The 14314-nt window shown below is 71.8% G+C and carries 12 protein-coding genes; 1 reads left to right on the forward strand and 11 read right to left on the reverse strand.

The features are described from left to right. Positions 1-203: 203 nt before the first annotated feature. From cobA to AABM36_RS08840, 7 genes are all read right to left on the reverse strand, one after another. Entirely contained in the window at positions 204-1580 is a 1377-nt protein-coding gene (cobA, locus tag AABM36_RS08810) for a uroporphyrinogen-III C-methyltransferase (protein ID WP_121240846.1), read from the reverse strand. A 109-nt stretch (positions 1581-1689) separates the two neighbouring features. Further along, on the reverse strand, positions 1690-2724 hold the full coding sequence (locus AABM36_RS08815) for a siderophore-interacting protein (RefSeq protein ID WP_121240848.1): 1035 nt from the start codon (positions 2722-2724) through the stop codon (positions 1690-1692). Next, a complete protein-coding gene (locus tag AABM36_RS08820; protein ID WP_423445847.1) occupies positions 2721-3767 on the reverse strand; it encodes an ABC transporter ATP-binding protein in 1047 nt (348 codons plus the stop codon). The genes AABM36_RS08815 and AABM36_RS08820 overlap by 4 nt, the downstream gene beginning before the upstream one ends. Continuing rightward, positions 3764-4813 carry a FecCD family ABC transporter permease gene (locus AABM36_RS08825; protein ID WP_423445849.1) on the reverse strand — a complete coding sequence of 350 codons (1050 nt, stop codon included), beginning with the start codon at positions 4811-4813 and terminating at the stop codon, positions 3764-3766. Before AABM36_RS08825 ends, AABM36_RS08820 begins: the two co-directional genes overlap by 4 nt. Further along, complete coding sequence (locus tag AABM36_RS08830; protein ID WP_124109819.1) at positions 4810-5901, reverse strand: FecCD family ABC transporter permease; 1092 nt, start codon at positions 5899-5901, stop codon at positions 4810-4812. Before AABM36_RS08830 ends, AABM36_RS08825 begins: the two co-directional genes overlap by 4 nt. Positions 5902-5906: 5 nt before the next feature. Then, entirely contained in the window at positions 5907-6968 is a 1062-nt protein-coding gene (locus AABM36_RS08835) for an ABC transporter substrate-binding protein (protein WP_423445852.1), read from the reverse strand. A 121-nt stretch (positions 6969-7089) separates the two neighbouring features. Next, positions 7090-7890 carry an SDR family oxidoreductase gene (locus AABM36_RS08840; RefSeq protein ID WP_423445854.1) on the reverse strand — a complete coding sequence of 267 codons (801 nt, stop codon included), beginning with the start codon at positions 7888-7890 and terminating at the stop codon, positions 7090-7092. Positions 7891-8094: 204 nt separating this feature from the next. Here AABM36_RS08840 and valS point away from each other — a divergent pair, with 204 nt between their 5' ends. Continuing rightward, complete coding sequence (valS, locus tag AABM36_RS08845) at positions 8095-10746, forward strand: valine--tRNA ligase (RefSeq protein WP_423445856.1); 2652 nt, start codon at positions 8095-8097, stop codon at positions 10744-10746. Between the two features lie 76 nt (positions 10747-10822). Here the strand turns inward: valS and AABM36_RS08850 are convergent, their stop codons facing one another. The 4 genes from AABM36_RS08850 to AABM36_RS08865 all read right to left on the reverse strand — a co-directional run bounded on the left by AABM36_RS08850 (position 10823) and on the right by AABM36_RS08865 (position 14296). After that, the gene (locus AABM36_RS08850; RefSeq protein WP_423445858.1) at positions 10823-11425 is read right to left on the reverse strand and encodes a DsbA family protein; all 603 of its coding nucleotides are present in this window, start codon (positions 11423-11425) and stop codon (positions 10823-10825) included. 31 nt (positions 11426-11456) lie between these two features. Beyond that, positions 11457-12752: an ATP-dependent Clp protease ATP-binding subunit ClpX gene (gene clpX, locus AABM36_RS08855; RefSeq protein ID WP_121240862.1), complete on the reverse strand. Its 1296-nt coding sequence runs from the start codon at positions 12750-12752 to the stop codon at positions 11457-11459. A gap of 177 nt (positions 12753-12929) precedes the next feature. Next, positions 12930-13592, reverse strand: coding sequence for an ATP-dependent Clp protease proteolytic subunit (locus AABM36_RS08860; RefSeq protein WP_121240865.1), 663 nt, complete (start codon positions 13590-13592; stop codon positions 12930-12932). Positions 13593-13642: 50 nt separating this feature from the next. After that, the gene (locus AABM36_RS08865) at positions 13643-14296 is read right to left on the reverse strand and encodes an ATP-dependent Clp protease proteolytic subunit (protein ID WP_121240867.1); all 654 of its coding nucleotides are present in this window, start codon (positions 14294-14296) and stop codon (positions 13643-13645) included. Positions 14297-14314 lie beyond the last annotated feature (18 nt).

Here is a 14314-nt window from a genome sequence, read left to right on the forward strand (position 1 = left end):
ATCCCCGCGGGGTTCCGTTCTTCCGGAGGGGCTCCCCGGTGATGGCCGGATCAGCGCCCGCGCGCACGAGGCGCACGAGACCATGGTAGCGCGCCGGGCGGCGTCGTCCCCACCGGTGCCGGGAGATGCCCCTCAGCGTGGGCCCCGGCACCACGAACCCGGGGCCGCTTGCAGCAGGTGTCCGCGGCGGCCCACGGGCGCGGTCAGGTTTTCGGGTCGGTGCGTCCGAGTTCCGCGACCCGCCCCACGAGGATCACGGCCGGCGCCCGCACCCCGCGCTCCGCCGCCGTGCGGGCGATGTCCACCAACGGCGCGAGCGTGCTGCGCTGGGTGGGGGTCCAACCGCGTTCCACCACGGCCACGGGCAGGTCCCGGGGGTAGCCCGCGGCGAGCAGCGTCTCCGCTGTGCGCGCGAGTCCCCGCACCCCCATCATGAGGACCAGGGTGTGCCCCTCGCGGTACGGGACGTGGCGCAGCTCCTCGTGGGCGGTGATGACCGTGAAGCCGTGGGCCATGTCCCGGTGCGTCACGGGGATCCCGGCGGCCGCGGGCACGGCGATCGCGGAGGTGACCCCGGGGACCACCTCGGTGGCGATCCCGTGGGCGTGGCAGAACTCCACCTCTTCCCCGCCGCGGCCGAACACGTACGGGTCCCCACCCTTGAGCCGCACCACCCGGCGCCCCGCCCGCGCCTGGTCCACGAGCGTCTGGTTGATGCGGTCCTGCGTGACCTTGTGGTAGCCGGCGCGCTTGCCCACGTCGATGATCTCCGCGTGCTCCGCGAGCACCGGAATCAGGTCCGTGGGGCCCAGCCGGTCGGCGACCACCACGTCCGCGCCAGCCAGAAGGTGGCGGCCCCGCACAGTGAGGAGCCCGGGGTCCCCCGGTCCACCGCCCACGAGGGCCACGGTTCCCGGCTGCTGGGCGTCCGGTTCGAGGTGGTCGCTGGACCGGGAACCGAGCTGCGCAGGGACGTCGCCGATGCATGTCTCGTCAGCCCGGCCAGGGCGGGGGCCCGGCGCCACAGGGCCGCCGTGGTGCGGGGACAGGCCCGCGGAGCTGGGGGCCGCGGGCCCGTCGGTCCCTCCTGGCAACGATGCGCCCTCCCGCGAGCGCCGCGGCCTGACCGGGATCTCCCCGGTCTCCAGGCGTGCCGCGATCCACGCGGTGACGGCCTTGGCCCGGCGTGGGTCGCCGCCCGCGTTGACGGCCACCGTGACCCCGTGCGCGCGAGCAACGGCCGGGACCCACGCGCTGGACGCCGCGGCGTCGCCACCCTTGACGCAGAAGACCCGGTGCTGCTCGGCGGTGCGGGTCACGAGGTCCTGGACGGCGGGCGAGTCCGTGTGGGCCAGCACGAGCCACGCGCCGGCCACGTCCTCGGGGCGGAAGCCCCGGCGGTGCCATGTCAGCTCCCCAGCCTCGGCGAGCGCCCGCAGGTCCTCGTGCGCGTCCGGAGCCACGAGCTCGACGGCCGCACCCTCGGTGAGCAGCGCGGGCACCCGGCGCGCGGCCACCGGCCCGGCACCCACCACGAGCACCCGGCGGCCGGTGAGGTTCAGACCCAGGGGGTAGGTCATGGGCGGGGCACTCCTGAGGCGACGGCGGAACGGAAACCGCCATGCTACGTGCGGGTCCGTGCCCTCGTACCCGGGCCGTCACGGGGCGTCACACTCCCCCGGACGGGCCTCACTCGGTCGCGGCGCCCTGCTTCCAGTAGCCCATGAACGAGATGTCCGCCTTGGGCACCCCGCCGCTCACGCACATCCGGCGCATGGACTTCACGGCCGAGGACTCCGCCGCGAGGAACCAGTACGTGCCGCGGCCCTCGGGGCGCGCCGTGGCCCACACGAACTCGGACTCGTCCTGCCACGAGGCCAGCTCCGTGTGGCCCACCGCCCAGTACCGGCGGGCATGCTCCGCGAGCCGCTCCCACAGCCACAGCTCCAGGGCCAGGTTGCGCTCGCGGGTGCCGCGGGGCAGCCAGGTCCAGACCAGCTCGGTGCCGCCGTCCAGGACCACGCGGTGGGCGCCGTGCTCGTCGCACGACGCCGCCCGGGCCAGTGCCCGCGGACCCGCACCCGGGACGGCGTCGACCTCCTCGGGGACCTCCACGGCCACGGTGATGGAGCGCGGGGGCTCGTATGCCCCGCCCGCCGGGCGGTTGACCCGGACCCGCTGCTCCACGCCGTCCACGATCGCGGAGATCGCGGGCAGGGCTGTCTCGTCCCCCGCGATCACCACGTCCTGACCGGCCGCACGGCCGTCATCCCATGCCGCCCACCACGCGGAGTCGCCGGAGGGTACGAGCAGCCGCGCGGAGTCCCCGGCGCGGACCGTGTCGCCCCACGCGGCTCCCGGGCCCATGCCGTGCTCAGGGTCCCCGTGCAGCACCACGTCGATCGCGAGCTCCGGCACCCGCTCCCCCGCGAGCTCCACCGTGGTGGCGTCCCGCACGGTGTAGGTGCGCATCCAGCCGGCCTCCTCGCGCGGGGCGGCCATGAATTCGCGGCGCCAGCGGGCCATGTCCGCGACGTCCACGTCCACCGCGCCACCGCCGGGCGGGATGAGCACCTTGACGTAGGAGTCCGCTCGGGGCCCGGGGCCCTGCTCACCCCACGGCATGGTCCTCAGCTGCTCCCCCGCCACGTGCACCCGAACGAGGTGCTCGCTGAGCTCCTCGCGCCGGGTGACCGTGGCGTCCACGCACGCCAGCTGGGTCATGCGGGCACCTCCCCGTTCTCCTCGTTCTCGTCCCGGACGTCCGGGTGCGGCCGGGCCGTCCCGGTCCGTGGCCCGGACGTGGGTCCGGCCGCCGTCCGAGCCGCCGTTCCGGCCGCGGCATCCGCCGGGGTCTCGGCCTCAGCCGTCCCCGTGGCTCGCGACCGGCCCGCCGACAGCGGGATCACCACGCGGGCGTCGGTCACGGGATCGTGCAGCACGCGGGCGGCCATCTCGAACACGCGACCGACCACCTCGTCGGTCATGACCTCGACCGCACCACCGCGGGCCACCACCTCGCCGGCCTTCATGGCCACGAGCACGTCCGCGTAGCGCGCGGCCAGGGACAGCTCGTGCAGCACCATCACCAGGGTGATCCCCCGGGCACGCTGCAGCTCGCACAGGATGTCCAGGATCTCCACCTGCCGGGCGATGTCCAGGTAGGTGGTGGGCTCGTCCAGCAGCAGCACCTCGGTCTGCTGGGCCAGGGCCAGGGCGATCCACACGCGCTGTCGCTGGCCTCCGGAGAGGTCCGTCACGTGGCGGTCCATGAGATCGCACAGACCGGTGAGCTCGAGCGCCTCTGCCACGGCGGCGTCGTCCTCCGCGCGCCAGCGCCCAAAGGCCCCGCGGTGCGGGTGGCGACCGCGTGAGACCAGCTCCCGCACGCTCACGCCCTCCGGCGCCACGGGGTCCTGCGGCAGGAAGCCCACCGTCTGCGCAAAACGGGTGCGGTGCCAGCCGCGGACGTCCTCTCCGCCCACGAGCACCTCTCCGGCGGTGGGTGCCAGCTGGCGCGCGCACGTGCGGAGCAGCGTGGACTTGCCGCAGCCGTTGGCGCCCACGAGCGCCGTGACGCGCCCCGCGGGGAACGTGACATCCACGTCCGTGAGCACGGACGCGCCGCCGTAGCCCGCCCGCAGTCCGCGCACGGCCACCTCGGACGAGGCCGCCCGGCCGGTCCGCGCGGCGCTCGCCGCTTTTGCGGGCCGGGCATCGTGCCGCGGGCCCGCCGCGGTGTCCCTGAGCTTGTCCTCGGGGTTCATGCCTCCGCCTTTCCTCGTCCGATGAGCAGCCACAGCAGCACGGGGGCGCCGGTGGCCGCGGTGACCACGCCCACGGGCAGTGCCAGGTTCGGGAACGCCTCGGCGGCCACGTAGTCCGAGACGACCATGAGCACCGCACCCACGAGGGCCGCGTGGTGCGCGTGCCCGGCGCCGCCACCGATGCCGCGCGCGATGGGCGCGGCCATGAAGGACACGAACGCCACGGGCCCCACGGTGGCCGCGGCCACGGCCACCAGGGTCACCGCGAGCGCCAGGGCCGTGAGCCGCACGCCCTGCACCCGCACGCCCAGCCCAGCGGCGAGCGCATCCCCGGTACCGAGGGCGTCCACGGCGGGCGTGAGCACCGCGCACAGGGGCAGCAGCACGAGCAGGCAGAGCCCCACCTGCGCGATGTCCTGCCACGAGGCGGCGTTGAGCGAACCGGTGAGCCACTGCATCGCGTCCTGCGCCGCGTAGATGTCCGCGCGGGTGAGCACGCCGTTGATGGCCGCCCCGGTGAGGGCGCCCCCGGCCACGCCGGTGAGCACGAGCTTGCCGATGCTCGCGTGCGTGCCCCCGGCGGCGAGGATGACCGCGAGCATGAGACCGAAGCCTCCCACGAGCGCGCTGACCGTCACCGCGGCCCCGGACAGTCCCGCGGTGATCGCGACCACCGCACCGAGTCCCGCGCCGGAGGAGACGCCCATGATGTCCGGGGAGGCCAGCGGGTTGCGCAGCACGCGCTGGAACAGGTGGCCCGCGAGTCCGAAGGCGGTGCCCGTGAGGATTCCCAGGACCGTGCGGGGCAGGGTGATCTGCCACACGATGTAGTCCGCCGGACCCTCGTAGTCGTGGGCCAGCACCGCGAGCAGGTCCGGAACCGCCACCACGTACTTGCCGAGTGCGACCCGGGCGAAGGACGCGACGGCCAGCACGAGCAGCAGCAGAAGGGTGACCCGCCGGGTGCGGCGACGCGTGCGGGTACGGCCCGAGCGGACGGCGTCGACCGTCTCCGCGCGGGACGGGAGCTGCAGTGCCGCGCTCATGCCGCCACCGTCTTCCCGCGCAGCACGGCCACGAGGGCCGGGGCGCCGATCACGACGAGCGCAATCCCCACCTGGATCTCCCGGTCCGGGACCAGCACGCGGGCCACGACGTCCGCGAGCAGCACGATGGCCGGCCCCGCGAGCAGGCACGCCGGGATCACCCGCTGGTAGGAGACTCCCACGACCACGCGGACGGCGTGGGGCACGAGCAGCCCGCAGAACACGAGCGGGCCCACCAGGGCGGTGGACGTGCCCGCAAGCAGCACCACGGCCACACCGACCAGCCCGCGGGTCAGGGCCGGGTGGGTTCCGAGCCCCCGGCCCAGGGCGTCCCCGAGCGTGAGGGTGTCCAGGGAGCGGGCCAGGCACCACCCGAGCACGAGACCCACGACGACCACGGGGGTGGCCGCCACCAGGAACGTGCCGTCCGGGCGGGTGAGCTCTCCCACCTGCCAGCGCCGGAAGGTGTCGAACGTGGCCTGGTGGCTCAGCAGGATCGCGCTCGTGAGCGCGGTGAGCCCCGCGGACACGGCCGCGCCCGTGAGGGCCAGGGTCACGGGACGCGCCCCGCCGCGGGCGGCAGTGGCCAGCCCGTACACCGCGACCATGGCCACGGCCGAGCCCAGCGCGGCCAGCCACAGCTGGTTCGCCACACCCGACAGCCCGAACAGCGCGCCACCCGTCACCACCGCGAAGGACGCCCCCGCGGTGAGCCCCAGGATCCCCGGATCGCCGAGCGGGTTGCGGGTGGCTCCCTGCAGCAGGGCGCCCGCCACGGACAGGGCCGCCCCGGTGAGCACCCCGGCGGCGGTGCGCCACACACGGGACTCCACCACGGCGCCGTCGAGCGGGGGCACGCCCGGCACGGCGCCGGGATCACCGCCGAAGACCTGCGGCACCACACGCCACGTGCTCGCGAGGTCGATCGGACGGGAGCCGCACGAGATGGACAGGACCACCGCCACGAGGAGGACGACCGCCATGACGAGCCACGGCAGGACCCGGCGCCCCGGGCGCCCCGCGCGGGAGTCCGGGGCGTGGGCACCGGCGGTGGCGCCGGGGCGTGTGAGGGAGGTGCTGGCGGGCACGGAGGCTAGGCCCCCAGGGCGTTCTTGATCGCCGGGACGTGGGTGTCCAGGGCGTGGGGCATGGACAGCGGCGAGGACGAGTAGCCCGAGAGCACGTCCTGCTTGGTGGTCAGGAACAGCCCGTGGCCGGCGGCGATCGCCGGGATGGTCTTGAGCACGGAGTCGGTGCGGAACTTCTCCGCCTGGGCGTCGTCCTCGGCCGCGGCCACGAAGAGGTCGCTCTCGAGCTCGTCCGCGCGCTCCTTGGGCCACTCGCGCCAGAACTCCTTCTCGGAGACGTTCTTGGTGACCACGGGCGCCAGGGTCAGGCCGAGCTCGGTGAAGAAGCGGGGGCGGCCGTCCGAGGGGCCGTAGAAGCCGAGGGCCTGGGAGACGTCCCCGTAGATGAAGCTCTTGCCCTGGGCGTCGCCGAGCTCCTCGGAGCGGGTGCGGATGAGCTCCTCGGTCTGGGAGATCAGCTCGTTGCCGGCCTGGGAGCGCCCCAGGGCCTGGGCGGTCACCCGCTGCATGTCCTGCCACGAGTTCACCCACGGGCCCGTGGGGTAGGCCACCGTGGGGGCGATCTTGGTCAGGCGCTCGTACTCCTCCTGGGTGACCCCGGAGTTCACGGCGATGATCAGGTCGGGGCTCAGCTGGGCGATCTCCGTGAAGTTCACGCCGTCGGACTCGTCCATGGTCTGAGGCGCCGTCCCGCCCAGGTCGGAGACCTTGGCGTCGAACCAGTCGGTGGAGCCCTTGTCGTTGCCGCCCCACGCCACCTTGGTCATGCCCACGGGAACCACGCCGAGCGCGGCCACGAAGTCCTGGGTGTTGCTCGCGCCCACGCACACCACGCGCTCGGGGGCTTTCTCCACGCTGGTGGAGCCCAGAGCGTGCTTCACGGTCACGGGGAACGTGTCGGTGGGAGTGGAGGACGCCGAGGCCCCCGGTGCCGCGTCCGAGCCGCCGCCGTCCCGGGAGCCGGTGGAGCACGCCGTGAGCCCCACCAGGGCGGTCAGGGCCAGGCCGGAGCCGAGCAGGGTGCGGCGGCTGAGCTGGCGGTGGGGCTGGGACGAGTCGCGGGACATGGGCTCTCCTCGAGCGGTGAATTTGATAAGGCTTGCCTAACCTAATTCACCCGCTCGACTGGTCGCAAGTGGGCTGTCCGTGCCACTCAGCACCTTCCCCGCCGCCACGCGGGACCCCGGGTCAGGAGGTGGCGCGGATCACCTTGTGCGGTGCCGCCTGCGCCACGGGCTTGAGGGTCAGCGTGTCGATGTTCACGTGGTGCGGCAGCTCCACCGCGAACGCGCAGACCTCCGCCACGTCCTCGCCGGTGAGCGGCTCGGCCACACCCGCGTAGACCTTCTCCGCGGCGGCCTGGTCCCCGCCCAGGCGGTTGAGGGAGAACTCGGGGGTGTGCACGAGTCCGGGCGCGATCTCCACGACCCGCACGTTGTGCTCGGCCTCCTCCAGCCGCAGCGCCTCGGTCATCGCGCGCTCGGCGTACTTCGCGGCGTTGTACCCGGCACCGCCCTCGTACGCACGGATCGCGGCCAGGGAGGTGAGGTTCAGCACTGTGCCCCGCCCGTTGGCTCGCAGCGCGGGCAGGAACGCGCGGGTGACCCGCAGGGTACCCAGCACGTTGACCTCGTACATCCACTGCCAGCCCTCCGGGTCCGCGTCCGCCACGGAGTCCGTGCCGCGCGCCCCGCCGGAGATGTTGAGCACCGCGTCCACGGTCCCCTGCTCGGCGAGCACGCGGTCCCGCAGCGCGTCCACCTGCCCCTGATCGGTCACGTCCGTGGGCGCGGCGATCGCCCCGGTCTGCTCCGCGAGTTCCGCGAGCCGCTCCGCCCGCCGGGCCACGGCGTACACCGTCCACCCGCTCGCGCGCAGCCGCCGCACCGTGGCCTCGCCGATCCCCGTGCTCGCGCCCGAGACCACCGCCACCTTGCCCGCCCCCGCCGTACCGGGGGTGCCGTATGCCGATTCCGTGTTCTGCGTCATGCCCCGCAGTCTACGGAGCACGACGCCGCCCGGCCGGGTCCGCGGGCCCGCGGGCCCGCGGGCGTTCCCGGGGGCGGGGCCGGACAACGTCACGCTGGTGCCTGCCGCCGACCGTGGGGACGGGCCCTGACGCGCCCTGGAGATCGGGCGGCGTCGTCCCCCGGGGATTCGAAGCCGGGAAAAACCCCGTGAGAGACTGGGCGCATGGCACACGAGATGACGGGTACAGACACGCCCGAGACCCCCGACCACGCAGCGACCACCGCCACGGTGAGCGTTCCCGAGAAGCCGGCCCTGGAGGGTCTGGAGGAGAAGTACGCCGCGCAGTGGCGCGAGAACGGGACCTACGTGTTCCGCGAGGACACGGACCGGGAGTCCGTGTACTCGATCGACACTCCCCCGCCCACGGCGTCCGGCTCCCTGCACGTGGGACACATGTTCTCCTACACGCAGACGGACGTGATCGCACGCTTCCAGCGCATGAGCGGCAAGAACGTGTTCTACCCGCTGGGCTGGGACGACAACGGCCTGCCCACCGAGCGCCGCGTGCAGAACTACTACGGCGTGCGCTGCGAGCCCGGCCGCCCGTACGTGGAGGGCTACCGCCCGCCCGAGAAGCCCGCCAAGAACCAGCGGGACTGGGACGTGGTCTCCCGTCAAAACTTCATCGAGCTGTGTGAGGAGCTCGCCGTGGAGGACGAGAAGGTGTTCGAGCACCTGTTCTCCACGCTGGGCCTGTCCGTGGACTGGAACCGCACCTACCGCACGATCGACGCGCACTCCCGCAAGGTCTCGCAGCTTGCGTTCCTGAAGGACTACGAGGCCGGCAACGCCTACATGGCCGAGGCGCCCACCATGTGGGACGTCACCTTCCGCACCGCTGTGGCCCAGGCCGAGCTCGAGGACCGGGAGCGCGAGGGCGCCTACCACCGGGTCTCGTTCCACCGCCCGGACGGGGAGAAGGTGTTCATCGAGACCACCCGCCCCGAGCTGCTGCCCGCGTGCGTGGCCCTGGTGGCCCACCCGGACGACGAGCGCTACCAGCACCTGTTCGGCACCACCGTGCGCTCCCCGCTGTTCGACGTGGAGGTGGAGGTCAAGGCGCACGCGCTGGCCAAGCCGGACAAGGGCTCTGGCATCGCCATGATCTGCACGTTCGGCGACCTCACGGACGTCACGTGGTGGCGTGAGCTGGACCTGCCCACCCGCGCCCTGATCGGACGTGACGGCCGTTTCCAGGCGGAGCAGCCCGAGTGGATCGCGGACGGCGCCCCCGCCGAGCGCTACGCGGAGGTGGCCGGCAAGACCGTGTTCTCCGCGCAGAAGGCCGTGGTGGACATGCTGCGCGAGTCCGGTGACCTGGACGGCGAGCCGAAGAAGATCATGCACCCGGTGAACTTCTACGAGAAGGGCGACAAGCCCCTCGAGGTGGTCACCTCCCGCCAGTGGTACATCCGCAACGGTGGCCGGGACGCCGAGCGCCGCGAGGTGCTGATCCAGCGCGGCCGCGAGATGGCCTGGCACCCCTCCTTCATGCGCTCGCGCTACGAGAACTGGATCGAGGGCCTCAACGGTGACTGGCTGATCTCCCGCCAGCGCTTCTTCGGTGTGCCCTTCCCGGTCTGGTACCCGCTGGACGCCTCCGGCGAGCCGGACTACGAGCACCCCGTGCTGCCCTCCCCCGAGCAGCTGCCGGTGGACCCGGCCGCGGACACCGCTCCGGGCTACACCGAGGAGCAGCGGGACCAGCCCGGCGGGTTCATGGCGGACCCGGACGTGCTGGACACCTGGGCCACCTCCTCCCTGACACCGCAGATCGCCACGGGCTGGGGCGTGGACAAGGAGCTGCACGCCAAGACGTTCCCCATGGACCTGCGCCCGCAGGGCCACGACATCATCCGCACGTGGCTGTTCTCCACCGTGGTGCGCGCCGAGACGCTGGCCGGCACCGTGCCGTGGACCAACACGGCGCTGTCCGGGTGGATCCTGGACCCGGACCGCAAGAAGATGTCCAAGTCCAAGGGCAACGTGGTGGTCCCCACGGACGTGCTGGAGAAGTACGGCGCGGACGCCGTGCGCTACTGGGCGGCCTCCGCGCGCCTGGGCGCGGACACCGCGTACGACGAGGGGCAGATGAAGATCGGGCGCCGCCTGGCCATCAAGCTGCTCAACGCGTCCAAGTTCGTGCTGGCCCAGGGCGTCACCGAGGCCTCCGTGCTGGGCTCCGGCACGGACGCCTCCGTGGTGACCAACGGCCTGGACCGCTCCCTGCTGGCTCAGCTGGCCACGGTGGTGGAGCGGGCGACCGCCGCGTTCCGGGAGTACGAGTACGCCCGGGCGCTGCAGCTGATCGAGTCCTTCTTCTGGACGTTCACGGACGACTACGTGGAGCTCGTGAAGGACCGCGCCTACGGTTCCCGCGGGGCCGAGGCCCAGGCGTCGGTGCACGCCGCGCTGGCCACCACCCTGGACACCGTGCTGCGGCTCTTCGCGCCGTTCATCCCGTTCGCCACCGAGGAGGTCTGGTCCTGGTGGCGCACCGGCTCGGTGCACCGCGCGTCCTGGCCCGTGACCGAAGGCTACGCGAGCCTCGCGGCCGAGGGCGATCCCGAGGTGCTCACCGTGGTGGGCGAGGCCCTGTCCGGGCTGCGCAAGTCCAAGTCCGAGGCCAAGGTCAAGCAGCGCACCGCGGTGCTCTCCGCCACGGTCAGCGCCCCCGCGGCCCAGCTGGAGCAGGTGCGGGCCGGGCTGGAGGACCTCAAGGCCGCGGGCAACGCCGCGGACCTCACGCTCTCCCCCGCCGAGGGTGAGCTCAGCGTGAGCGACGTGGAGCTGGAGCAGACCGAGGAGGCCTGACCCGGTTCCCCGAAACCACGACGGCGGGCCCTGGACATCGTCCGGGGCCCGCCGTCTGCGGAACGGGTCAGGAACCTCAGCTGAAGTCGGGGCCCTTCTCGCGGCCGCGCTTGAGCTCGTAGAACCCGGGGTAGGACGTCAGCGCCAGGGTGCCGTCCCAGATCTTCCCCGCCTCCTCGCCCTTGGGCGCGGGCGTGAACACGGGGCCGAAGAAGCCCGTGCCGTTCACGGCGATCACGGGCGTGCCGATGTCCTTGCCCGCAACGGCCCGTGCCTCGTCCGTGGAGGCGCGCAGGGCGGCGTCGTAGTCCGTGGAGTCCTTGGCGGACGCGAGCTCCGCGGGGAGCCCGACATCCGCGAGGGACTCGGTGATGATCTGCTCCAGGCTGTCCATCCCGCGGGGGTGGCGGCGCGTTCCCATGGCGTCGTAGAGCTTCTTGCGGTACTCGTCCCCGTGCTGCTGCGCGGCGGCCTCGACCACGCGCACGAGCCACATGGAGTCCTGCCGGCCGTGGTGGTGGTTGTCCGGGTTGTCCTCGTTGAGGATGCCCAGGGAGATGATCTTCCAGTCCACCTCCACGTCGCGCACGCGCTCGACCTCCTCCATCCAGCGGGACGTCATCCACGCCCACGGGCACAGGGGGTCGAACCAGAAGTCGACGTGCTGCTTCTCAGCCATGAGAGTTCCTTTCGTTGGTTCGTGCGGCGCGTCACGCTGACTTGTGGCGACGCCGCTCGGCCTCGATCATCTCGTGCGTGAAGATCTCGGGGTCCGCGATCTTGGCCACGGCGTCCTCGGTCACGAGCACGGCGGCGATGTCGTCCCGGCCCGGGAGGTCGAACATGACGGGCATGAGGATGTCCTCGAGGATCGCCCGCAGGCCGCGGGCACCGGTGCCGCGCTCGAGCGCGAGCTCCGCGATGGCCTCCAGGGCCTGGGGGTCGAAGGTGAGTTCCACGCCGTCCAGCTGGAACAGCTTGCGGTACTGCTTGACCAGGGCGTTGCGGGGCTCGGTGAGGATCCGGACCATGTCCGCCACCGAGAGCTTGGACAGCGTGGTCACCACGGGCAGGCGCCCGATGAACTCGGGGATCAGCCCGAACTTCAGCAGGTCCTCGGGCTGCACCTGCCCGGCGATGTCCACCTCGGTGGTGTCCTTGATGGGTGCGCCGAAGCCGATGCCCTTCTTGCCCGTGCGCTGCTGCACGATCTCCTCGAGACCGGCGAACGCACCGGCCACGATGAACAGCACGTTGGTGGTGTCCAGGTGCAGGAACTCCTGCTGGGGGTGCTTGCGCCCACCCTGCGGGGGCACCGAGGCCACGGTGCCCTCGAGGATCTTCAGGAGCGCCTGCTGGACCCCTTCGCCCGATACGTCACGCGTGATCGAGGGGTTCTCCGATTTACGAGAAATCTTGTCGATCTCGTCAATGTAAATAATCCCCTGCTCCGCTTTCTTGAGATCGAAATCAGCGGCCTGGATGAGCTTGAGGAGAATATTCTCGACATCTTCACCGACATACCCGGCTTCCGTCAGGGACGTGGCGTCCGCGACCGCGAACGGCACGTCCAGCTTCTTGGCCAGCGACTGCGCGAGGTAGGTCTTGCCCGAGCCCGTGGGGCCCACGAGGAGGATGTTGGACTTGGCCACCTCGATGGCCTCCTCGTCCCCCTCTGCTCCGGCAATCGCGAGCGTGTGCCCGCAGACCCCGGCGCGGATGCGCTTGTAGTGGTTGTACACCGCCACGGCCAGCGCCCGCTTGGCGGGTTCCTGGCCGATCACGTACTCCTGGAGGTGGTCGTAGATCTGCTGCGGGCGCGGAAGCTCCGTCTGGTCCGTCTCCGGGACCTCGGTGAGCTCCTCCTCGATGATCTCGTTGCACAGCTCGATGCACTCGTCGCAGATGTAGACGCGCGGGCCCGCGATGAGCTTGCGCACCTGCTTCTGGCTCTTGCCACAGAAGGAGCATTTGAGCAGGTCAACGCTCTCTCCGATGCGCGCCATGTGTCAGCCTCACAGTTCGTCGTGGCGGGTGCTGGGACCACTCTAGGCGAGGGGCGGGCAGTGCGCCCAATCACCACCGCGGCGTCACGGGCACCCCACCGGCGCTCGAACGGGACGCGGCCACGGCGGGCACCGGAGTGCCCACCGTGGCCGCGTTCCACGCCGTGGCAGGCCGTGTCAGGCCTGGGTCACCGTGGAGGGCTTGTTGATCTTGCGGGAGTCCAGGACCTGGTCGATGATCCCGTACTCCTGCGCCTCCTTGGCGGTGAGGATCTTGTCGCGCTCGATGTCGCGGTTGATCTCCTCCACCCCCTTGTTGGTGTGCAGCGCCATGGTCTCCTCGAGCCACGTGCGCATGCGCATGATCTCGTTGGCCTGGATCTCGATGTCCGAGGCCTGGCCGCCGCCCTGGCCCTCCATGGCGGGCTGGTGGATCAGCACACGGGCGTTCGGCAGCGCGAGACGCTTGCCCGGGGTGCCGCCGGCCAGCAGCACGGACGCCGCCGACGCCGCCTGGCCCAGGCACACGGTCTGGATCTCCGGGCGGATGTACTGCATGGTGTCGTAGATGGCCGTCATGGCCGTGAACGAGCCGCCCGGGGAGTTGATGTACATGGTGATGTCCCGGTCCGGATCCTGGGACTCGAGCACGAGCAGCTGCGCCATGATGTCGTCCGCCGAGGTGTCGTCCACCTGGACGCCCAGGAAGATGATGCGGTCCTCGAACAGCTTGGTGTAGGGGTTCTGGCGGCGGTAGCCGTACGGGGTGCGTTCCTCGAAGTCGGGGATCACGTAGCGGCTGGTGGGCAGCTGCGGTGCAGTGGCGTGAGGGAGGTTCATGAATCCGTCCTGAGAAGTCTGTGGGTGTGTCGTGGCGGGGCGGGGCGCGACTACTGCGCGTCCTTCATGGTGCCGCCGCCGCCGGTCACGTTGCTCGCGGACTGCGCGATGTGGTCGAAGAAGCCGTACTCCAGGGCGCGCTGGGCGTCGAACCAGTTGTCGCGGTCGTTGTCGCGCAGGATGGTCTCGAGCGTCTGCCCGGTCTGCTCGGCGGTGAGCTCCGCGAGGCGCTGCTTCATGGAGAGGATCAGCTCCGCCTGGACGCGGATGTCCGAGGCCGTGCCGCCCATGCCACCCGAGGGCTGGTGCATGAGGATGCGGGCGTTGGGGGTCGCGTAGCGCTTGCCCTTGGCCCCGGAGGAGAGCAGGAACTGCCCCATGGACGCCGCCAGGCCGGTGGCCACGGTGACCACGTCGTTGGGGATCAGCTGCATGGTGTCGTAGATGGCCATGCCCGCGGTCACGGAGCCGCCCGGGGAGTTGATGTAGAGGAAGATGTCCGCCTCCGGGTCCTCGGCGGAGAGCAGCAGCATCTGGGAGCAGATGAGGTTGGCGTTGGTGTCGCGCACCTCGGAGCCCAGCCAGATGATGCGCTCCTTGAGCAGACGGTTGTAGACGTAGTCGTCCTGACCGCCCGGCGCCATGTCCTCCATGCGCGGAGAGGCCGGTGCGGCACCGTACGGCTGGTGGGGAGTGGAGGTCATGAATGCCCTCTTTCTTCT

The sequence above is a fragment of the Kocuria sp. KSNUG genome, assembly GCF_049532735.1.
GTDB lineage: Bacteria > Actinomycetota > Actinomycetes > Actinomycetales > Micrococcaceae > Kocuria > Kocuria rhizophila.